This window comes from Pseudonocardia hydrocarbonoxydans (assembly GCF_006539565.1).
Taxonomy (GTDB): Bacteria; Actinomycetota; Actinomycetes; order Mycobacteriales; family Pseudonocardiaceae; genus Pseudonocardia; species Pseudonocardia hydrocarbonoxydans.
In genome coordinates this window covers 14,964-34,286 of sequence record NZ_BJNG01000037.1, presented here as the reverse complement: position 1 = coordinate 34,286, position 19,323 = coordinate 14,964, and the positions used below count along the sequence as shown (strand labels likewise).

20 protein-coding genes are annotated in these 19,323 nt (G+C 74.7%); 18 read left to right on the top strand and 2 right to left on the bottom strand.

Features of this window, described 5'->3' with window-relative positions; genetic code table 11:
- The first annotated feature begins 6 nt into the window (after positions 1 to 6).
- The 5 genes from PHY01_RS20170 (at position 7) to PHY01_RS20150 (ending at position 4,758) form a co-directional block, all read left to right on the top strand.
- Positions 7 to 459, top strand: coding sequence for a MaoC family dehydratase (locus PHY01_RS20170; protein ID WP_141280703.1), 453 nt, complete (start codon positions 7 to 9; stop codon positions 457 to 459).
- Positions 459 to 1,670 carry an acetyl-CoA C-acetyltransferase gene (locus tag PHY01_RS20165; RefSeq protein WP_141280701.1) on the top strand — a complete coding sequence of 404 codons (1,212 nt, stop codon included), beginning with the start codon at positions 459 to 461 and terminating at the stop codon, positions 1,668 to 1,670. The genes PHY01_RS20170 and PHY01_RS20165 overlap by 1 nt, the downstream gene beginning before the upstream one ends.
- Positions 1,671 to 1,775: 105 nt before the next feature.
- Positions 1,776 to 2,027, top strand: a complete 252-nt coding sequence (locus PHY01_RS20160; RefSeq protein WP_141280699.1) for a hypothetical protein — start codon at positions 1,776 to 1,778, stop codon at positions 2,025 to 2,027.
- A 95-nt stretch (positions 2,028 to 2,122) separates the two neighbouring features.
- The gene (locus tag PHY01_RS20155; protein WP_246086027.1) at positions 2,123 to 2,596 is read left to right on the top strand and encodes a MarR family winged helix-turn-helix transcriptional regulator; all 474 of its coding nucleotides are present in this window, start codon (positions 2,123 to 2,125) and stop codon (positions 2,594 to 2,596) included.
- Positions 2,597 to 2,607: 11 nt separating this feature from the next.
- A complete protein-coding gene (locus PHY01_RS20150) occupies positions 2,608 to 4,758 on the top strand; it encodes an MDR family MFS transporter (RefSeq protein ID WP_141280695.1) in 2,151 nt (716 codons plus the stop codon).
- A 15-nt stretch (positions 4,759 to 4,773) separates the two neighbouring features.
- On the opposite strand, the gene PHY01_RS20145 is transcribed toward PHY01_RS20150, so the two are convergent.
- A complete protein-coding gene (locus PHY01_RS20145; RefSeq protein WP_141280693.1) occupies positions 4,774 to 5,298 on the bottom strand; it encodes an inorganic diphosphatase in 525 nt (174 codons plus the stop codon).
- A 136-nt stretch (positions 5,299 to 5,434) separates the two neighbouring features.
- Between PHY01_RS20145 and dacB the strand changes: the two genes are divergently transcribed.
- The 4 genes from dacB (at position 5,435) to hpt (ending at position 9,592) form a co-directional block, all read left to right on the top strand.
- Complete coding sequence (gene dacB, locus PHY01_RS20140) at positions 5,435 to 6,853, top strand: D-alanyl-D-alanine carboxypeptidase/D-alanyl-D-alanine endopeptidase (RefSeq protein WP_141280691.1); 1,419 nt, start codon at positions 5,435 to 5,437, stop codon at positions 6,851 to 6,853.
- Positions 6,854 to 6,873: 20 nt separating this feature from the next.
- Positions 6,874 to 7,926 carry an Rv3626c family coenzyme F420 biosynthesis-associated protein gene (locus tag PHY01_RS20135; RefSeq protein WP_246086026.1) on the top strand — a complete coding sequence of 351 codons (1,053 nt, stop codon included), beginning with the start codon at positions 6,874 to 6,876 and terminating at the stop codon, positions 7,924 to 7,926.
- A gap of 106 nt (positions 7,927 to 8,032) precedes the next feature.
- The gene (tilS, locus tag PHY01_RS20130) at positions 8,033 to 9,004 is read left to right on the top strand and encodes a tRNA lysidine(34) synthetase TilS (protein ID WP_141280689.1); all 972 of its coding nucleotides are present in this window, start codon (positions 8,033 to 8,035) and stop codon (positions 9,002 to 9,004) included.
- Between the two features lie 24 nt (positions 9,005 to 9,028).
- Entirely contained in the window at positions 9,029 to 9,592 is a 564-nt protein-coding gene (hpt, locus tag PHY01_RS20125) for a hypoxanthine phosphoribosyltransferase (RefSeq protein WP_141280687.1), read from the top strand.
- A 60-nt stretch (positions 9,593 to 9,652) separates the two neighbouring features.
- Here hpt and PHY01_RS20120 read toward each other — a convergent pair whose 3' ends face one another.
- Positions 9,653 to 10,582, bottom strand: a complete 930-nt coding sequence (locus tag PHY01_RS20120) for a serine protease (RefSeq protein ID WP_174824142.1) — start codon at positions 10,580 to 10,582, stop codon at positions 9,653 to 9,655.
- A 295-nt stretch (positions 10,583 to 10,877) separates the two neighbouring features.
- Between PHY01_RS20120 and ftsH the strand changes: the two genes are divergently transcribed.
- The 9 genes from ftsH to PHY01_RS20075 all read left to right on the top strand — a co-directional run bounded on the left by ftsH (position 10,878) and on the right by PHY01_RS20075 (position 19,283).
- On the top strand, positions 10,878 to 13,280 hold the full coding sequence (gene ftsH, locus PHY01_RS20115) for an ATP-dependent zinc metalloprotease FtsH (RefSeq protein WP_141280684.1): 2,403 nt from the start codon (positions 10,878 to 10,880) through the stop codon (positions 13,278 to 13,280).
- Positions 13,277 to 13,903, top strand: a complete 627-nt coding sequence (folE, locus tag PHY01_RS20110) for a GTP cyclohydrolase I FolE (RefSeq protein WP_141280894.1) — start codon at positions 13,277 to 13,279, stop codon at positions 13,901 to 13,903. Before ftsH ends, folE begins: the two co-directional genes overlap by 4 nt.
- 5 nt (positions 13,904 to 13,908) lie before the next feature.
- Positions 13,909 to 14,772, top strand: coding sequence for a dihydropteroate synthase (gene folP, locus PHY01_RS20105; protein WP_141280682.1), 864 nt, complete (start codon positions 13,909 to 13,911; stop codon positions 14,770 to 14,772).
- A complete protein-coding gene (gene folB / locus PHY01_RS20100; RefSeq protein ID WP_141280680.1) occupies positions 14,769 to 15,131 on the top strand; it encodes a dihydroneopterin aldolase in 363 nt (120 codons plus the stop codon). The genes folP and folB overlap by 4 nt, the downstream gene beginning before the upstream one ends.
- On the top strand, positions 15,128 to 15,625 hold the full coding sequence (gene folK / locus PHY01_RS20095) for a 2-amino-4-hydroxy-6-hydroxymethyldihydropteridine diphosphokinase (protein WP_141280678.1): 498 nt from the start codon (positions 15,128 to 15,130) through the stop codon (positions 15,623 to 15,625). Before folB ends, folK begins: the two co-directional genes overlap by 4 nt.
- Positions 15,626 to 15,647: 22 nt before the next feature.
- The gene (locus PHY01_RS20090) at positions 15,648 to 16,106 is read left to right on the top strand and encodes a DUF3180 domain-containing protein (protein WP_141280676.1); all 459 of its coding nucleotides are present in this window, start codon (positions 15,648 to 15,650) and stop codon (positions 16,104 to 16,106) included.
- A 38-nt stretch (positions 16,107 to 16,144) separates the two neighbouring features.
- Positions 16,145 to 17,443: a PrsW family intramembrane metalloprotease gene (locus PHY01_RS20085; protein ID WP_141280674.1), complete on the top strand. Its 1,299-nt coding sequence runs from the start codon at positions 16,145 to 16,147 to the stop codon at positions 17,441 to 17,443.
- 452 nt (positions 17,444 to 17,895) lie between these two features.
- Entirely contained in the window at positions 17,896 to 18,576 is a 681-nt protein-coding gene (locus tag PHY01_RS28275; RefSeq protein ID WP_370467295.1) for an NlpC/P60 family protein, read from the top strand.
- Between the two features lie 20 nt (positions 18,577 to 18,596).
- The gene (locus tag PHY01_RS20075) at positions 18,597 to 19,283 is read left to right on the top strand and encodes an SDR family oxidoreductase (protein WP_141280672.1); all 687 of its coding nucleotides are present in this window, start codon (positions 18,597 to 18,599) and stop codon (positions 19,281 to 19,283) included.
- Positions 19,284 to 19,323: the final 40 nt, after the last annotated feature.

Sequence of the window (19,323 nt, the reverse complement as noted above, 5' to 3'; positions counted from 1 at the left end):
GCACGGATGCGCGTCTTCGACGGAGTGGACGACCTGCGGGCGGCGGCGGGCACGCAGCTCGGGGTGGGTGAGTGGGTGACCATCGAACAGGGCCAGATCGACACCTTCGCCGACGCCACCGACGACCACCAGTGGATCCACGTCGACCCCGAGAAGGCGAAGGAGGGCCCCTTCGGCACCACCATCGCGCACGGCTTCCTGACGCTGTCGCTGCTGCCGTCGCTGGTGGCCGGGATCTTCGAGGTGCAGAACACCAAGATGGGCGTCAACTACGGGCTCAACAAGGTGCGCTTCACCTCCCCGGTGCCGGTCGGCAGCAAGGTGCGCGCCAACGTGGAGCTGGGCGAGGTCACCGACGTCGCGGGCGGCGTGCAGGTCGTCACGAACGTGACCGTCGAGATCGAGGGCTCCGAGCGCCCCGCGCTCGTCGCCGAGTGGCTCACCCGCCGGTACGTCTGATGCGCGAGGCGGTCATCTGCGAGCCGCTGCGGACGCCGGTCGGCGGCTTCGGCGGCTCCCTGCGCGACGTCCCGGCCCACGAGCTGGCCGCCACCGTCATCCGCGGGTTGCTCGACCGGACGGGGCTCGCCCCCGACGCCGTCGACGACGTCGTCCTGGGCCACTGCTACCCCACGATGGACGCCCCGGCGATCGGGCGCGTCGCCGCGCTCGACGCCGGGCTGCCGGTGAGCGTCACCGGGCTGCAGCTCGACCGGCGCTGCGGCTCGGGCCTGCAGGCCGTGCTCTACGCGGCGATGCAGGTGCAGGCGGGCGCGTCCGACGTCGTGCTGGCCGGCGGCGCGGAGTCGATGTCGAACGCGTCGTTCTACTCGACGTCGATGCGCTGGGGCGCGAAGGCCGGCCCCGGGGTGCTGCTGCACGACTCGCTCGCGCGCGGCCGGGTCACGGCGGGCGGGGTGAACTTCCCGGTGCCCGGCGGGATGCTGGAGACCGCCGAGAACCTGCGCCGCGAGTACGCGATCCCGCGGGCGGAGCAGGACGAGTACGCCGTGCGCAGCCACCACCGTGCCGCCGCCGCCCGCGACGCCGGCCGGTTCGCCGACGAGATCGTGCCCGTCACGGTGCGCGGCCGGAAGGGCGACACCGTCGTCGACACCGACGAGCACATCCGTGCCGACTCCTCGGTCGACAAGCTCGCGACGCTGCGCCCGATCCTGGGCAGGGACGACCCCGACGCCACCGTCACCGCGGGCAACGCCAGCGGCCAGAACGACGGCGCGGCCGTCTGCGTCGTCACCCACCCCGCCCGTGCGCAGGAGCTCGGCCTGCGCCCGCTCGCCCGGCTGGTCTCGTGGGGTGTCGGCGGCGTGCCCCCCGCGACGATGGGGATCGGCCCGGTCCCGGCCGTCGCGAAGGCCCTCGACGCGGCGGCGCTCACCCTCGCCGACATCGACCTGATCGAGCTGAACGAGGCGTTCGCCGCGCAGGTGCTCGCGTGCACGCGCGAGTGGAAGCTCGGCGAGGCCGACCTCGAGCGCGTCAACGTCAACGGGTCGGGCATCTCGCTGGGCCATCCCGTCGGCGCCACCGGGGGCCGCATCCTGGCCACGCTGACGCGCGAGATGGCCCGTCGCGACGCCCGTTACGGGCTGGAGACGATGTGCATCGGCGGCGGTCAGGGCCTCGCGGCGGTGTTCTCCGCACCCTGACGGGTGAACGGAGGGTGTCGTGACCTGAAACACCCGGACGGCCCAGGGCGATTACTCCGGTAGCGGATGCAGCCACGGGGAATCGGCCCACGGGGAGTCGGGGAGATGACGGACATGCCGGTCGCGGTCACGGTGAGCGGACGAGAACGGGCGCTGCTGCGGGCGGTGGCGGCCGGTCGCTGCCAGTTCCGCGGCGGCTGTGAGCCGGTGCTGCTGGTCGACGGACTGGCCTGCGCCGACTGGTCGGTGGCCCGGCGGCTGGTCGAGTGCGGGCTCGTCGAGATCCCCGACCCGCGCGTGCCGCTGGCCCCCGCGGCGCTGACCCCCGCCGGCCGCGCCCGGCTCACCTCCGCGTAGGTCACACCCGGCCGGCTTGCCGGCCACCCCGTACCGGGTACATGCTTGCACCCGACAACTTGTTGTGTGCCACATGCAAACCCGAGGTAAAGACCGTGCCCTCCGATGACGAGCTGGCCACCGCCGACATGGTCGGCACCCAGCTCATGCGGCTCGTCCGGCTGCTGGAGCGCAAGCACGCCCAGTACCAGGCCGACCATCCCGACGCCGTCGAGCGCGCCACCTACATCCTGCTCGTCCATCTCGTGAAGGACGGGCCGCAGCGCGCGGGCACGCTCGCCGAGTCCGTGCACTCCGACCCCTCGACGATCAGCCGCCAGGTCGCGCAGCTGGTGCGGCTCGGGCTCGTCGAGCGCACCGCCGACCCCGAGGACGGCCGGGCCACGCTGCTCGCCGCCACGGCCGAGGGCCGCCGCGTGTTCGAGCAGAACCGCCGCTCCCGCAACGAGCGCATCGCCGCACTCGTCGCCGACTGGGACCCCGCCGACCGGCACCTGTTCGCCGACCTGCTCGCCCGCTTCACCGCCGCCTTCGACACCGAGGTCGCCGCCGCGGCGACCCGGTCCTGAGGAGAACACCCATGTCCGCCCCCTCCGCGGAGGCCGCACCCCCCGCCGGACTGCTGACCCACCGGCAGATCCTCACCATCTTCGCCGGGCTGATGATCGGCATGTTCCTGGCCGCGCTCGACCAGACGATCGTGGCCACCTCGATCCGCACCATCGCCGACGACCTCGACGGGCTGAGCCTGCAGGCCTGGGCCACCACCGCCTACCTGATCACGGCCACCATCACCACGCCGCTCTACGGCAAGCTCTCCGACATCTACGGCCGCAAGCCGCTGTTCCTCACCGCCATCGGCATCTTCGTGCTCGGCTCGATCGCCTGCACCTTCGCCGCGTCGATGTACCAGCTCGCCGCGTTCCGGGCCGTCCAGGGACTCGGCGCGGGCGGCCTGTTCTCGCTCGCCCTCACGATCATCGGTGACATCGTCGCGCCCCGCGAACGCGCCAGGTACCAGGGCTACTTCGTCGCCGTGTTCGGCACCTCGAGCGTGCTCGGACCGGTGGCGGGCGGGTTCTTCGCCGGCCAGGCCGACATCCTCGGCATCACCGGCTGGCGCTGGGTCTTCCTGATCAACGTGCCGCTGGGGATCCTCGCGCTCGTCGTCGTCACCCGGGTGCTCAACGTCCCGCACACCAAGCGCGAGCACCGCATCGACTGGCCCGGCGCGCTGGCGCTGGTGGTCGGGCTGGTGCCGCTGCTGATCGTCGCCGAGCAGGGGCGCATCTGGGGCTGGGACTCCCCGCGCGCCCTGGCCTGCTACGGCATCGGCGTGCTCGGCATCGGTGTGTTCCTGCTGCTGGAGCGCCGCATCGGCGACGACGCCCTGCTGCCCCTGCGGATGTTCCGCAGCGGCGTGTTCAGCTGGGGCTCGATCGCCGGGTTCGTCGCGGGCATGGGCATGTTCGGCGCGCTCGCGCTGCTGCCGCTCTACCTGCAGATCGTCAAGGGCTCCACGCCCACCGAGGCCGGCCTGCAGACCCTGCCGCTGGTGCTGGGCATCATGAGCATGTCGGTGTTCTCCGGGCAGATGATCTCCCGCACCGGGCGCTACAAGATCTGGCCGATCGTCGGGCTCTCCCTGATGATCCTCGGGATCGGCGCGCTGTCGTTCATCGGCGTCGACACCCCGTACTGGCAGGTCGCCCTGATCATGGTCGTGATCGGCTGGGGGCTCGGCGGGAACATGCAGCCGCTGACGCTGGCCGTGCAGAACGCGGCCGCCCCGCGCGACATGGGCGTCGCCACGGCGTCCGCCACGTTCTTCCGGCAGATGGGCGGCACGCTGGGCACCGCGGTGTTCCTCTCGGTGCTGTTCAGCTCCCTGGGCGGGCAGGTGGCCGACAACTTCCGCGCCGCCGCGGGCACCCCGGCGTTCCAGGCCGCGCTGGCCGACCCGGCCGTGCTCGGCGACCCCGCCAACGCGCCGATCCTGGCCGGCCTGCAGGGTGGCGGGGCGGTGTCGCTCGACGACTCGTCGTTCCTCGCCGCCGCCGACCCGACCCTGGCCCGCCCGATCCTGGAGGCCTTCGCCGGCTCGATGAGCATCGTGTTCCTCGGTGCTGCCGCGGTGCTCGTCATCGGGCTGTTCGCGGTGATCATGATGAAGGAGGTGCCGCTGCGCACCCAGTCCGGCGTCGACGCCCGCAACGCCGAGGACACCACCGCCGCCGCGGCCGCCGCGGTGGAGGGTGGGCCCGACGCGCTCCCGGCCCCCCGCACGTCGAACGGGTCGGCCCCGGCGACCGTCACGACGGCGCCACCGGCCGGTGCGGGCCCCGGGTCCGTTCCGGGCGGCGGGAACGGCGGCGTCCCCGCCGAGCGCAACGGCGAGGCCGCCCTGCAGCTCAACGGCTCGTCCGGGGTCGGGGTGCTGGCCGGGACACGGGCGGAACCGGCCGCGGCCCCGGCCGGTGCCGACGCCCGCGACCGGCTGCTGGCCATGCTGCTGCCCGACCCGGAGCGCGCGCTGTCGGTCGTGACGGAGGCCGAGCGGGCCCGCGACGCGGTCCGGAGGGCGCACTCCGAGCTGGAGGAACGCATCGCCGAGCTCGACGGGGCCACCGAGGAGCTCGTCGCCCAGGGCCTGAGCCGGCACCAGGTGCGGGAGCTGCTCGGCCTCACCGGCGACGAGGACCACGGGCGCGGGGCGCACGCGGCGGAGTGAGACCCGCCCGGACGCTCAGTGCTCCGTGGGCTCGCCCCCGGCCTCGGCGGCCTCGGCCTCGGCGACCTGCGCCCGCTTCCAGGACGCCTGGATCTCGCGCTCGGCGTCGGCGCGTCCCACCCAGGTGGCACCCTCCACGCTCTTGCCCGGCTCCAGCTCCTTGTAGATCTCGAAGAAGTGCTGGATCTCCTGGCGGTCGAACTCCGCGAGGTGGTGGATGTCGCGCAGGTGCTCCTGGCGCGGGTCGTTCGACGGGACGCAGAGGACCTTGTCGTCGCCGCCCATCTCGTCCTTCATCCGGAACATGCCGATGGCGCGGCACTGGATGATGCAGCCGGGGAACGTGGGCTCCCGGACCAGGACGAGTGCGTCGAGGGGGTCGCCGTCCTCCCCGAGACTGTCGTCGATGAACCCGTAGTCGGCGGGGTACTGGGTGGCCGTGAACAGCGTGCGGTCCAGGCGGATGCGGCCGGACTTGTGGTCCACCTCGTACTTGTTGCGCCCGCCCTTGGGGATCTCGATGGTGACGTCGAAGTCCACTGGGGTGCTCTCCTGAGGTTCGGGGACGTGCGGTGCTGGTGCCCCTCTAGTGTGGGGGACCGCCTCCCCGTGCTCGTCGTCGGCCGACAGTGCCGTTGCGCACCCCTACCGGGTGAGGCCGGCGAGGAGGATCGGCGTGGGGTTCGGCGAGCGGATCGGTGACACGTTGCGCGTGCCCGGTCGGGGTCTGCGGCGGTTCGTCACGGTCCTCACCGTGCTGGTGCTGGCCGCCGGGGTCGGCAGCGCGGTCTCGCTGACCGCCCCGACCCTCGTCGCCGATCTCGGCCTGACGGGTGCACCCGCCGCGGAGGGGCCGCCCGCGCCGGTCCCCGCGCTGGGCCCGCTGGCCGCCACCGCCCCGACGCCCACCACCGCGGGCCTGGAGGCGGTGCTCGGACCGGCCGTGGAGGACATGCCCGGGCGCTTCGCCGGCACCGTGGTCGACCCCGCCACCGGCCAGGTCCTCTGGGCCTCCGACGCCGACCGCGCGCTCGTCCCGGGGTCGACCGCGAAGGTCCTCACCGCCGCCGCGGCGCTGCTCACGCTCAACCCCACCGACGGCTTCGTCACCCGCGTCGTCGCCGGGACGCAGCCGGGCACGGTCGTGCTGGTCGGCGGCGGCGACCCGACGCTCACCGCACTCCCCGAGGGCGAGGACGGCGTCTACCCCGGCCCGGCCCGGCTCGACGAGCTGGTGCGGGAGGTGCGGGAGAAGGTCCCGGGCCCGATCGACACGGTCGTCGTCGACACGAGCCGGTACTCCGGCCCCACCTCGGCGCCCGGCTGGGACCCCTCCGACGTCGCCGCGGGCTTCGTCACGCCGATCGAACCGCTGATGCTCGACGGCGGGCGGCTCGACCCGACGGTGCAGGACACCCCGCGCACGTCCGAGCCCGCGCTCGAGGCCGGTCAGGTGTTCGCCGAGCTGCTGGGGGCCGACGACGTCGAGACGGGCACCGCGCCCGGTGAGGGCGAGCGCCTGGCGTCGGTGACGTCGGCACCGTTCAGCGAGCTCGTCGAGCACACGATGCGCACCTCGGACAACGTGCTCGCCGAGGCGCTCGCCCGCGAGGTCGCGATCGCGCGCAACGGCCAGCCGAGCTTCGCCGGTGCCGCCGAGCAGACCATCGGGGCGCTCACCCAGGCCGGTTTCGACCCGGCGGGCGCGGTCCTGGTCGACGGCAGCGGGCTGTCCACCGACGACGAGGTGCCCGCGAGGCTGCTGGGCACCCTGCTCGCGGCCGCGGCCACCCCGGCCGAGGGCGAGCGCGACACCGACTTCCTCCGGCCGCTGATCACCGGGCTGCCCGTCGCGGGCGGTGACGGCACCCTGGACGACCGCTTCGGGATCGACGCCCCGTCCGCGCCGGGGCGCGGGACCGTGCGGGCCAAGACCGGCACGCTGACGAACGTCAGCAGCCTCGCCGGTCTGGTCACCGATGCCGACGGACGGCTGCTCGTCTTCGCGTTCATGTCGAACGGGGCCTCGCCCGCCACCGTGCGGCCCCGGCTCGACGCCATGGCCGCCGAGCTGGGCGGCTGCGGCTGTCGCTGACGGTGCGTAGCGTGGGCCGGGTGCGGCAGACCATCGAGGACCTCCCCGTCGAGCACGGCCTGCCCGTCGACTGGGGCCTGGCGGCCCGCACCGCGGCCCGGCTGACGTCGTCGGGGCCGCCCGCCACCGTCGCCGAGGCGGCCGAGCTGGTGGCCCGGCTGCGGTCCGACGCCGCCGTCGCCGAGGGGCACGTCCGCGACGTCACCGGGCTCGGGGCGGGGCTGCCGCTGCTGCCCGCCGACGTCGTCGACCGGCCCGCGTGGGCGTCCGCGGCCGTCGACGGCATGCGCTCGCTCACCGACGGGGCCCGGCTGCCGGCCACCCCGCGGCTGGCCCGGGCCGTCACCGCCCGCACCGCCGGACTGCAGATCGGCGGGGTCCTCGCCTACCTCGGCGGCCGGGTGCTGGGCCAGTACGACCCCTTCGGCGGCGCCGACCGCCAGGGCAGGCTGCTGCTCGTCGCGCCCAACGTGCACGCCGCCCAGCAGGCGCTCGACGTGCCGTCCACCGACTTCGGCATGTGGGTCTGCCTGCACGAGGCCACGCACCGCCTGCAGTTCACCGCGGTGCCGTGGCTGCGCGAGCACTTCGCCGCCGAGGTGGGCTCGCTGCTGTCGATCGCGCAGCCCGAGGGGCTGGCCGAGCGGCTGCCTGAGGCGCTGCGCGCCCTGCGCGACTCCCGCGGCGACGCGCTCGCGCTCGTCGAGCTGCTGCAGGGGCCCGAGCAGCGCCTGGTGCTCGACCGCCTGCTCGCCCTGACCACGCTGCTGGAGGGCCACGCCGACCACGTCATGGACGCGGCCGGGCCCGAGGTCGTGCCCAGCGTCGTCACGATCCGGCGCCGCTTCACCGCCCGCCGCCGCGGGGGCGGGCTGATCGACCGGGTGCTGCGCGCGCTGCTCGGCGTCGAGGCGAAGGTCCGCCAGTACGCGGTGGGGGCGGCGTTCACCCGGCACGTGGTGCTCGCGGCGGGCATGGACGGCTTCAACACGGTCTGGACGAACCCCGACACCCTCCCGCTGCGCTCCGAGCTGGAGGACCCGGCCGCCTGGCTGCGCCGCGTCGGTCCCTGACCCGCGAGTCCCCCGGATCCCGTCCGCGAGTCCCCCGGATCCCGTCCGCGAGTCCCCCGGATCCCGTCCGCGAGTCCCCGGGGCGGGGCCGTGGGACCGTGTGCCGGTGTCCGGTCCCGATCCCGCCGTCGCGCAGGTGCGACGGGCCGTGCGGGTCGCGCTGACGCCCTTCGGCGACGTCCCGCTGCTCGTCGCCTGCTCGGGGGGCGCCGACTCGCTCGCGCTGGTGGCCGCGGCCGCCCACCTGCGCACCGACGTGCACGCGGCCGTCGTCGACCACGGCCTGCAGGACGGGTCGGCGCGCCACGCCGCCGCGACCGTCGACCTGCTGGGGCGGATGGGGGTCGCCGCGACGGTGCACCGCGTCGAGGTCGACGGGCCCGGCGGCATCGAGGCGGCCGCCCGGACGGCCCGCTACGCCGCCCTGCGCGCGGCCCGCCCGCACCCCCGGTCGCCGGTGCTGCTCGGCCACACCCTCGACGACCAGGCGGAGACGGTGCTGCTGGGGCTGGGGCGCGGGTCCGGGGCGCGGTCGCTGTCGGGCATGCGCACCTGGGACGACCCGTGGCTGCGCCCGCTGCTCGACGTGCGCCGCGCGACCACCCGCGCCGCCTGCGCCGCGCTGGACCTGCCGGTCTGGGACGACCCGCACAACACCGATCCCCGCTTCACCCGCGTGCGCCTGCGCCACGAGGTGCTCCCGCTGCTGGAGGACGTCCTCGCCGGCGGCGTGGCCGGTGCGCTGGCCCGCACGGCCGCGCAGCTGCGCGAGGACGACGAGGCCCTCACGGCGGTCGCGGACGCCGTGCTCGCCGGTGCCGCCGACGACCGGGGCGTCGCCCACGACGCGCTCGCGGGGCAGCCCGTCGCGGTGCGCAGGCGGGTCCTGCGGGCGTGGCTGCACGGCCTGGGCGTCACCGGTCTCACCGCCGAACACCTGCACGGGGCCGACGCGCTCGCCGTCCGCGGGCCCGATCGAACGGGTACGGCGCTGCCGGGCGGGTTGGAGCTGGTCCGCGCGCGTGGCAGGCTCGTGGTGCGGCCGGCGAACTGGCCGCGACGGTCCCAGACCGGCTGACCCCGACGCAGGAGGCTCCCCGCCGTGTACGACGGTGACATCGCATCCACGCTGGTCACCGAGCAGGCCATCCGCGAGAAGACCGCGGAGCTGGCCGCGCAGGTCGGCAAGGACTACGCGCAGAGCTGCGCCGGTCTGGGCCGCGACTCCGACCTCCTGCTCGTCGGCGTGCTCAAGGGCGCCGTGATGTTCATGACGGATCTCGCGCGGGCGCTGCCGCTGCCGGTGCAGCTGGAGTTCATGGCGGTCAGCTCGTACGGGTCGTCGACGTCGTCCTCGGGCGTCGTCCGGATCCTCAAGGACCTCGACCGCGACATCGCGGGCCGTCACGTCCTCATCGTCGAGGACATCATCGACTCCGGCCTGACGCTCTCGTGGCTGCTGAAGAACCTGGAGTCGCGCGGGCCGGCGTCGCTGGAGGTCTGCACGCTGCTGCGCAAGCCCGACGCGGTGAAGGTCGAGGTGCCGGTGCGCTACGTCGGCTTCGACATTCCCAACGAGTTCGTCGTCGGCTACGGCCTGGACTACGCCGAGCGCTACCGCGACCTGCCCTACATCGGCACGCTCGACCCCTCCGTCTACGCCTGAGTCCCCACCCCGCGGGGCGGGGCAGGGACTCGGGAGGGGGACCCGCGCGGGCCCGGTGGGTCAGCCGGTGACGGGCGGGCCCGCGGGCGGGGCGACCGCCGTGAGCGGGACGCCGGCGGGGAACGCGGTGAACGCCTCCGTGCCGAGCACCAGCTCGATCTCACCGAGATCGCCGAACTCGTTGGCGTAGGCCAGGGCCCGGGCGAGGTCGGTGACGCCGTTGCTCACCGGCAGGGGGGCCAGGTTGAGCGTGGACAGCAGGCCGAACGCGTCGCCGTCGCTGTCGAGGAAGGCGCTGCCGGAGTCGCCGGGGACACCCGGGGTGACGGTGAAGACGTCGTGGCTGAAGCCGCCGCCGGTGTCGCCCGCGTTGACGCCGACCTTCGGGCTGAGCTCCGCGACGCCCATGCGCAGCGGCGAGTTGCCGTAGGAGAAGACCTGCTCGCCCGCGGGGAGGCCGTCGGTGTCGAGGCCGACCGGGCCGCCGAAGAACGGGATGCTCGGGTTGACGTCGGCGACGTCCTCCGGCGCGATCTCGACGAGGGCGAAGTCGTTGAACTGGCAGATGTCGGGGTCGGCCTCGCCGTTGGCCTGCATCGCGACCCAGGAGCTGTAGGCCAGCGTCCCGACGCGGTCGGTGCCGTCGGCGGCCCGGATCGTGACCACGGTGCCCAGCGGGCCGGTGCCCGAGTCGCAGCCGTTGGTCTCGGTGGCCTCGCCGGTGCCTGCGCAGTGGGCGGCCTGGCCGAGGAAGGTGCGGTCGCCGCTGGTGAACACGAAGTTGCTGGTGCACGCACCGCCGCCGGCGCTGTCGGTCACCACGCCCGGGCGGATCGCCGCGGTGTCGGCGGGGGCCCAGTCGGCGGAGGCGGCGGGCTGCGCGGGAGCGGCCGGGGGTGCAGCCGTCGCCGCGGGAGCGACGACGACCGCGCTCGCCACCACCGCCGACGCCGCCGCGAGCGACGCCAGACCACGCTTGCTGACCTTCATGCACGAACCCCCGTCTTCGGCGGGCCGCACGTCGGTGCCCGCGGCAGGTTAACGACGGGACAGTGGCGCGCGTTACCCCCCTGTCGGGTTACGCGGGAACATCGTCCGTGCACGGTTCGTTCACGACAGGCAAGCCCGCCGGTGTCCGCCGCCGACAGCCACGGCGCACCGCGCCCGTCCGACCGCTACCCTGGTCGGATCAGGGCCGGTCGCGCCGCGGAAGGACGTGGGCGTGGCTCCCTCGGCAGGGAGTTTCTCACCAGGGAGGGTGAAGGCCGACTCAGGCCGTAGCTGCATGGACCGCAAGCGTCTGCTCCGCAACCCGTTGATCTGGATCCTCGTCGCGGTCCTGGTCTACTTCACCTTCAGCCTGCTCTTCGACGACACGCGCGGCTACACCCGCGTCGACACCTCCGTGGCGCTCGCCCAGATCGAGTCCGGCAACGTCACCGAGGCGCTGGTCGAGGACCGCGAGCAGCGGCTGCGGCTCACCCTGGCCCAGCCCGTCGACGGCAGCACCGAGATCCTCAGCCAGTACCCGGCGCAGACCAGCGACCGGATCGTGCAGGCCCTGCAGACCGCGCCCAACGCGCCCTCGTTCGACGTCGCCGTGCGGCAGGACTCGTTCCTGACCACGATGCTGATCTACCTGATCCCGCTCGGCCTGGTGCTGCTCGTCCTGTTCTGGATGATGAACAACGCCCAGGGCGGCGGCAACCGCGTCATGAGCTTCGGCAAGTCCAAGGCCAAGCAGCTCAACAAGGACATGCCCAAGACCACCTTCGGCGACGTCGCAGGCGCCGACGAGGCGGTCGAGGAGCTCTACGAGATCAAGGACTTCCTGCAGAACCCGCAGCGCTACCAGGCGCTCGGCGCGAAGATCCCCAAGGGTGTGCTGCTCTACGGCCCGCCCGGCACCGGCAAGACGCTGCTGGCCCGCGCGGTCGCGGGCGAGGCGGGCGTGCCGTTCTACACGATCTCCGGCTCCGACTTCGTCGAGATGTTCGTCGGCGTCGGCGCCTCCCGGGTGCGCGACCTGTTCGAGCAGGCCAAGCAGAACAGCCCCTGCATCATCTTCGTCGACGAGATCGACGCGGTCGGCCGCCAGCGCGGCGCCGGGCTGGGCGGCGGCCACGACGAGCGCGAGCAGACGCTCAACCAGCTCCTCGTCGAGATGGACGGCTTCGACGCCCGCGGCGGCATCATCCTCATCGCCGCCACCAACCGGCCCGACATCCTCGACCCCGCACTGCTGCGCCCGGGGCGGTTCGACCGCCAGATCCCGGTCGGCGCCCCCGACATGGCGGGCCGCCGGGCGATCCTGCAGGTGCACGCGACGGGCAAGCCGTTCGCCCCGGACGTCGACTTCGACGCCCTGGCCAAGCGCACCGTCGGCATGTCCGGTGCCGACCTGGCCAACGTCATCAACGAGGCGGCGCTGCTCACCGCGCGCGAGAACGCCACGCTGATCAACGGTGCCGCGCTGGAGGAGTCGGTCGACCGCGTCGTCGGCGGGCCGCGCCGCAAGGGCAAGATCATCTCGGAGCAGGAGCGGAAGATCACCGCCTACCACGAGGGCGGGCACGCGCTCGCCGCGTGGGCCATGCCCGACCTGGAGCCGGTCTACAAGCTCACGATCCTGCCGCGCGGTCGCACCGGCGGCCACGCGCTCGTCGTGCCCGAGGACGACAAGGGCCTGATGACGCGCTCGGAGATGATCGCCCGGCTGGTGTTCGCCATGGGTGGCCGCTCGGCGGAGGAGCTCGTGTTCCACGAGCCCACCACCGGCGCGTCCTCCGACATCGACCAGGCCACCAAGATCGCCCGCGCGATGGTCACCGAGTACGGCATGAGCGCCCGCCTCGGCGCCGTCCGCTACGGCCAGGAGCAGGGCGACCCGTTCCTGGGCCGCTCGATGGGCAACAAGGCCGACTACTCGCTCGAGGTCGCCCACGAGATCGACGAGGAGGTGCGCAAGCTCATCGAGGCCGCGCACACCGAGGCGTGGGAGATCCTCAACACCTACCGCGACGTCCTCGACGCGCTGGTGTTCGAGCTCCTGGAGAAGGAGACGCTCACTCGCACGGACCTGGAGCGGATCTTCGACCGGGTCGAGAAGCGGCCGCGGATCACCGCGTTCAACGACTTCGGCGGGCGCACCCCGTCGGACAAGCCGCCGATCCTCACCCCGGCGGAGCGCGCCAAGGAGCGCGGCGAGCCGTGGCCGCCGCACACCGAGCCCGCCCGCGAGCCCACCCCGGTCGGGTCCTTCCCCGGCGGCGCGCACGACGTGCCGGTGCCCGGGCCGCACGGCGGCTACCCCGGTGCCGTCCCGACGCACCAGCCCACGGGCCCGCAGCAGAGCTGGGGCACCCCCGCCCCGCAGGACCCGCGGCCCACCGCGGTGCCGCACAACTACGGTGCCCCGCCGGACTGGCGCCCGGCCACCACCCCGTCCGGCAGCACCTGGCCGCCCGCCGGCCAGTGGCAGCCCCCGCGCCAGCCGGTCACCCCGCCGTGGGAACGCCCCACCGGCGCCAACGGCAACGGCGGCGCACCCGGCAACGGCACCCCGGGCAACGGCGGGACGCCGGGCAACGGCAACGGCGGCCCCGCCGCCGGCAACGGGCACCCCCCGGAGGCCGACGGCCGCACCGGCGGGACCGCCGGGGACGACGAACAGGGTGGGTCCCGCTGAGCGCGGGGGCCCCCGGAGGCACCGTCACCACGCCTGCCGGCCCGAACGGCCGCCCGGCGGTCGACCGCCCGCGTGCCGAGGCCGCCGTCCGGGAACTGCTGATCGCGATCGGTGAGGACCCCGACCGCGAGGGGCTGCGCGAGACCCCGTCCCGGGTGGCGCGGGCCTACGAGGAGATCTTCGCCGGGCTCTACACCGATCCCGACACGGTGCTGGAGAAGACCTTCGACGAGTCCCACCGGGAGCTGATCCTGGTCCGCGACATCCCGATGTTCTCCACCTGCGAGCACCACCTGGTGCCCTTCCACGGGATGGCCCACGTCGGGTACATCCCGGGTGTGAGCGGGCGCGTCACCGGCCTGTCGAAGATCGCGCGCGTCGTCGACCTCTACGCCCGGCGCCCCCAGGTGCAGGAGCGGCTCACCGCGCAGGTGGCCGACGCGCTGGTGCGCAAGCTCGCCCCGACCGGGGTCATCGTCGTGATGGAGGCCGAGCACCTCTGCATGGGGATGCGCGGCATCCGCAAGCCCGGGTCACGCACGATGACCTCGGCGGTGCGCGGCCAGTTCCAGACGTCGCCCTCGTCACGGGCCGAGGCGTACTCCCTGATCCGGGGTACCTGACGGCCATGCCGTACCTGCCGCACCCCGGCCGCTGCGCCGTACTCGGCGTCCTGAACGTCACGCCCGACTCCTTCTCCGACGGCGGCCGCTACGTCGACCGCGAGCACGCCGTCGCGCACGGGGTCGCGATGCGCGACGCGGGGGCCGACCTCGTCGACGTCGGTGGCGAGTCGACCCGTCCGGGCGCCGGTCGCGTCGACCCGTCCACCGAGCGGGACCGGGTCGTCCCGGTGATCCGCGACCTGGTGGCCGAGGGCGTCCGGGTCAGCGTCGACACCACCCGGGCCGCCGTGGCCGAGGCCGCCGTCGAGGCCGGGGCCACGGTCGTCAACGACGTGTCGGGGGGCCTGGCCGACCCGCGGATGGCGGCCGTCGTCGCCTCGGCGCGGGTGCCCTGGATCCTCATGCACTGGCGCGGGCACAGCGACCGGATGTCCGAGCTGGCGTCCTACGAGGACGTGATCGGCGAGGTCCGCGCCGAGCTGGTGGCCCGCGCCGACGCCGCCGTGCTGGCCGGGGTGGACCCCGGCCTGCTGGTGCTGGACCCCGGACTGGGGTTCGCGAAGACCGCGGCGCACAACTGGGCGCTGCTGCGCCGGCTCGACGTGCTCGTCGCGCTCGGCTTCCCGGTGCTGGTCGGGGCCTCGCGCAAGCGCTTCCTCGGCGAGCTGCTGGCCGACGTCGACGGCGCGCCCCGTCCCACCCCCGGCCGCGACGGCGCCACCGCGGCGATCACCGCGCTGGCCGCGCACGCCGGGGCGTGGGGGGTGCGGGTGCACGACGTCGACGGCAGCATGGACGCGGTGGCGGTCGCGGCCGCGTGGCAGCTCGGGGCGTCCCGGGCCCGGACCGGCCCGCCGAACACGTGACCGACCGCATCGAGCTCCGGGGCCTGCGCGTGCGCGGCCACCACGGCGTGTTCGACCACGAGCGCCGCGACGGGCAGGACTTCGTCGTCGACGTCACCGTGTGGATGGACCTCGCGCCCGCCGCCGCGTCCGACGACCTCGCCGACACCCTGCACTACGGGGAGCTGGCGCAGCGGGCCGCCGGGATCGTCGGGGGCGAACCGTGCGACCTGATCGAGACCGTCGCCGGGCGGATCGCGGCCGACGTGCTCACCGACGCGCGCGTGCGGGAGGTCGAGGTGGTGCTGCACAAACCGCAGGCCCCGATCCCGCTGGAGTTCGCCGACGTCGCGGTGGTGGTGCGGCGGTCGCGGCCGTGACCCGCGCCGTGCTGTCGCTGGGCTCCAACCTGGGCGACCGGGCCGCCCACCTGCGGGCCGCGGTCGCCGGGTTCGCCGACGTGCTGGTCGGGGTCTCGCCGGTGTACGAGACGGCGCCGTGGGGCGGGGTCGAGCAGGCCGACTTCCTCAACGCCGTGATCGTCGTCGACGACCCGGGCGCCGACGCGTGGGAGTGGCTGCGCCGCGCACAGGCCCTGGAGGACGCGGCCGGGCGGGTGCGCGAGGTGCGCTGGGGGCCGCGGACCCTCGACGTCGACGTGGTGACGGTGACGGGGGAGGGCGGTCCGGTGCTCAGCGACGACCCCGTCCTGCTGCTCCCGCACCCCGGCACGCCCGAGCGGGCCACGGTGCTGCGGCCCTGGCTCGACGTCGAACCCGACGCCGTGCTGCCCGGCCACGGGCCGGTCGCGGCGCTGCTCGCGGCGCTCGGGCCCGGCGCCGAGGACGGCCTGCGTCCGGGACCGGCCCTGTGAGCGCCCGTGCCCGGGGGCGGACGTGACCGCGACCCGCCCGCGCGACCTGCTGGTCGCCGCGCTCGTCACCGCCGTCGTGGTGAACCTGGCGGTGCGGCTGACCTACGGCTCGCTCCCCGCGATCCCCGCGTTCGCGGGCGTGACGCTGGGGGTGCTCGGTGTGGCCGAGGCGATCGCGGGCAGCGCGCTGCGGGCCCGCATCGAGCGGCGCCCGGGCACCACCCCGGTGCCGCCGCTGGTCGCGGCGCGGGCGGTGCTCGTGGCGCAGGCCTCGGCGCTGGGCGGGGCGATCGTGGCCGGGGCGTGGGCCGGGCTGGCGCTGCACGTCCTGCCCCGGGCCGCGGAGGTCGTCGCGGCGGCAGGGGACTCGGCCGGTGCGGTGATCGGTCTGGTCTGCGCGCTGGTGCTGGTGGGCGGCGCGCTGTGGCTGGAGCGCTGCTGCCGCACGCCCGACGACGAGCGGCCCGACCGCGCCCGGTGATCGGCGGTGGCCGCGGGGAATCCGTAGGCTCCCGGGGCATGACGCAGCTGACACAGGGGTGGGGGGCTCCGCCGCCACTGCCGACGCCGGGGCGCCAGCGGCGGTTCGTGCTGGGGCCGGTCGTCGGCCTGGTGGCGCTGGGGATCTGTGGCCTGGTGGTGATCGGGCTCGTCGCCGGCAGCATCGGGCCGGGCGGGGTGATCGTCGGGGCGCTGGGCGCGCTGCTGCCCGTCGGGCCGGTCGTCGCCACGTTCCTGTGGATCGACCGCTGGGAGCCCGAGCCGCCCCGGCTGCTGCTGTTCGCGTTCCTGTGGGGGGCCTGCTTCGCCACCCTGTCGGCGCTGCTCATCAACTCCGGCGCCGCCCTGCTGATCGACGAGCTGACCGGCGCGGGCGACGTCTACGGGGCCGTCGTCGTCGCCCCGATCGTCGAGGAGGCGTTCAAGGGCGCGTTCCTCGTCGGGCTGCTGCTGTTCCGGTACCGCGAGTTCGACGGGATCGTGGACGGCATCGTCTACGCCGGTCTGGTGGCCGCCGGATTCGCCTTCACCGAGAACATCCTCTACATCGGGCGGGCCTTCGCCGAGGACTCGATGGCCGGGCAGAGCGGCGCGGTGCTCGGCGTCCTGCTCGTGCGCGGCGTGCTCTCCCCGTTCGCGCACCCCCTGTTCACCGCGATGATCGGCATCGGTGCGGGGATCGCGGCCCGGCACCGCAACCCCGCGGTGCGGGTCGCCGCCATCGCCGTGGGCTACCTCGCGGCGGTGCTGCTGCACGCGCTGTGGAACGGCTCGGCCACCGTCGGGGGCGGGGCGGCGTTCCTCGGCGTCTACGCGTTCGTGATGCTGCCGCTGTTCGTCGCCATGATCGGCGTGGTCGTCTGGCAGCGTCGCCGGGAGCAGCGCACCGTGGCCGAGCAGCTGCCGCTGTTCGCGCAGGCCGGCTGGATCGCGCCGAGCGAGGTGACGCTGCTGTCGAGCCTCGCGGGACGCCGGGGGTGGCAGGCCGCAGTGCGACGCCGCTCGGGCCGGGCCACCGCGAAGGCCGTCGTCGAGTACCAGGCGGCGGTCACCGAGCTCGCCTTCCTGCGGGCGCGGATCGCGCGCGGCACCGTCGGGTCGTCGGCCCCGATCTGGCACGAGCAGGCCCTGTCGACGTTGCGGCGGGCCCGCGCCGCGGCCGTCGGGCACCCGGAGGCGCTGACGGTGGCCATGGCGCACCGCGGCCCGCAGAACTGGACCCCGCCGCCCCCCGGTCCGCCGCCACCGCCCGCGGCCGGGCCGCAGTCGTGGCCGCCGCCGCCCGCGCAGCGTCGGCCCGGGCCCTGGCCCCACTGATATCGCTTCGGTTCTGCAACCTTTCCAGATCGGCGCCGTACTACCGATCCGGAAATGCTTTCACTCGTTCAGCCTGATCACGACCCGATATCGGTCGGATCTGCGACGCAGGTCACCTGCCTGACGCCTCCCAGCACCGGACGCCAGGAGTTCCGGACGTGTAACTCGTCTTTCCGTGGCGAAATCGCGGTGACGACGATCACGAGAATGGACCAGAGGTAAAGAGACCTTGGTCATTCCTTTTGGTGAAATGCGTTCGTAATGTGGCGCCCGGCCTCGCGACACCACCGCTCACCCGGAGCGGAGGGCGCGGGGTCACCGTCCGGACGGGCGGGGAACGGCGCGCCCGGCCCACGGCCTGCGGCACGCACCTCCGAGTTCCCCGTACGACCGCCGCGTGCTCCCCGGCCCGCGATCGCCGTCGGACGGTGCGCACCCTGAGGACCCCATCCGTGCCGATCCACCCCGTCACACCCCACGTCGCGACCACCCCGTCGCACGCCCGGCCCCGCTTCCGCACGTACGCGACCCGTGCCGCGGTCGTGGCCACCTCCACCGCCGCGGCCGCGGTCCTGGCCGTCATCCCCGCCGGCGCGCAGACCCCCGCCGACGCGACCGCCGCCGCCCCCGCCGCGTCGGTGCAGACCACCCCGGCCGTCGACACCGCCGCGCTGCTCGCAGCGGCGACCGCGCCGGCCGCACCGGCCGCTCCCGTCGTCGCGGACACCCGGATCGCGCAGGTCGCCGTCTCGGCGCCCGCGGCCGCCCCCGCCCCGACCGCCGCCTCCGCCGCCCGGACCACGGCGGTCGCGCTCGCCCTGTCCAAGGTCGGGTCCCCGTACCGCTGGGGCGCCACCGGCCCGTCGGCCTTCGACTGCTCGGGTCTGGTCAACTGGGCCTTCGGCAAGGCCGGCATCGACGTGCCGCGCACCTCGCGCGCCCTGTCGCAGACCGGCACCCCGGTCTCCCGCGACCAGCTCCAGCCCGGCGACCTGGTGTTCTTCTACTCCCCGGTCAGCCACGTCGGCATCTACATCGGCGACGGCCAGATGGTGCACGCCAGCACCTCCGGCAAGCCGGTCGCGGTGGCCTCGATCGACGGGCGCCAGTACAACTCGGCCCGCCGGATCTGATCACGCTAGGGTGCGGCGGCATGAAGCCCGTCGCGCTCGTCACCGGGGCGTCCCGGGGCATCGGTGCCGCCGTCGCCCGGATCCTGGCCCCCGGCCACGACCTGCTGCTCGGCGGGCGTGACCACGCCGCTCTCGCGACGCTCGCGGCGGAGCTGCCCGGGTCGCGGGCGTGGCCGGTGGACCTGACCGACACCGCGGCCCTGGCCGAGGCCACCGCGGGCATCGAGCGGCTCGACGTGCTCGTGCACTCGGCCGGCGTCGGCCTCCTCGGCACCGTGGAGGCGACGCCGGCGGCCACCTGGCGCCGCCAGTTCGAGGTCAACGTCGTCGCCGTCGCCGAGCTCACCCGGCTGCTGCTGCCCGCACTGCGCGCGGCCCGCGGCCGGGTCGTGCTCGTCAACTCCGGTGCGGGGCTCGCCGCCCGTCCCGGCTGGGGCTCCTACGCCGCCAGCAAGTTCGCACTGCGCGCCTTCGCCGACGCGCTGCGCGCCGAGGAGGCGGACGCGGGGGTGCGGGTCACCTCCGTGCACCCCGGCCGTGTCGACACCGACATGCAACGCGCCGTCGTCGCCCACGAGGGCGGCGTCTACGACCCCAGGGAGTACCTGCGGCCGGAGTCGGTGGCCGGGGCGGTCCTGCTCGCCGTGACCGCACCGCCCGACGCGGCGCTCACCGAGCTCGTGCTGCGGCCCACCGGAGCCGTCTGACACTTGTCACGATCCTCCGCACGACCGATGCGCGGGCGGC

Excerpts from the sequence above, each read along its gene's own strand:
- PHY01_RS20170 (WP_141280703.1), top strand. The coding sequence starts at position 7 with ATGCGCGTCTTCGACGGAGTGGACGACCTGCGGGCGGCGGCGGGCACG.
- PHY01_RS20165 (WP_141280701.1), top strand. The coding sequence starts at position 459 with ATGCGCGAGGCGGTCATCTGCGAGCCGCTGCGGACGCCGGTCGGCGGC.
- PHY01_RS20160 (WP_141280699.1), top strand. The coding sequence starts at position 1,776 with ATGACGGACATGCCGGTCGCGGTCACGGTGAGCGGACGAGAACGGGCG.
- PHY01_RS20150 (WP_141280695.1), top strand. The coding sequence starts at position 2,608 with ATGTCCGCCCCCTCCGCGGAGGCCGCACCCCCCGCCGGACTGCTGACC.
- PHY01_RS20120 (WP_174824142.1), bottom strand. The coding sequence starts at position 10,582 with ATGAAGGTCAGCAAGCGTGGTCTGGCGTCGCTCGCGGCGGCGTCGGCG.
- ftsH (WP_141280684.1), top strand. The coding sequence starts at position 10,878 with ATGGACCGCAAGCGTCTGCTCCGCAACCCGTTGATCTGGATCCTCGTC.
- folP (WP_141280682.1), top strand. The coding sequence starts at position 13,909 with ATGCCGTACCTGCCGCACCCCGGCCGCTGCGCCGTACTCGGCGTCCTG.
- PHY01_RS20085 (WP_141280674.1), top strand. The coding sequence starts at position 16,145 with ATGACGCAGCTGACACAGGGGTGGGGGGCTCCGCCGCCACTGCCGACG.
- PHY01_RS20075 (WP_141280672.1), top strand. The coding sequence starts at position 18,597 with ATGAAGCCCGTCGCGCTCGTCACCGGGGCGTCCCGGGGCATCGGTGCC.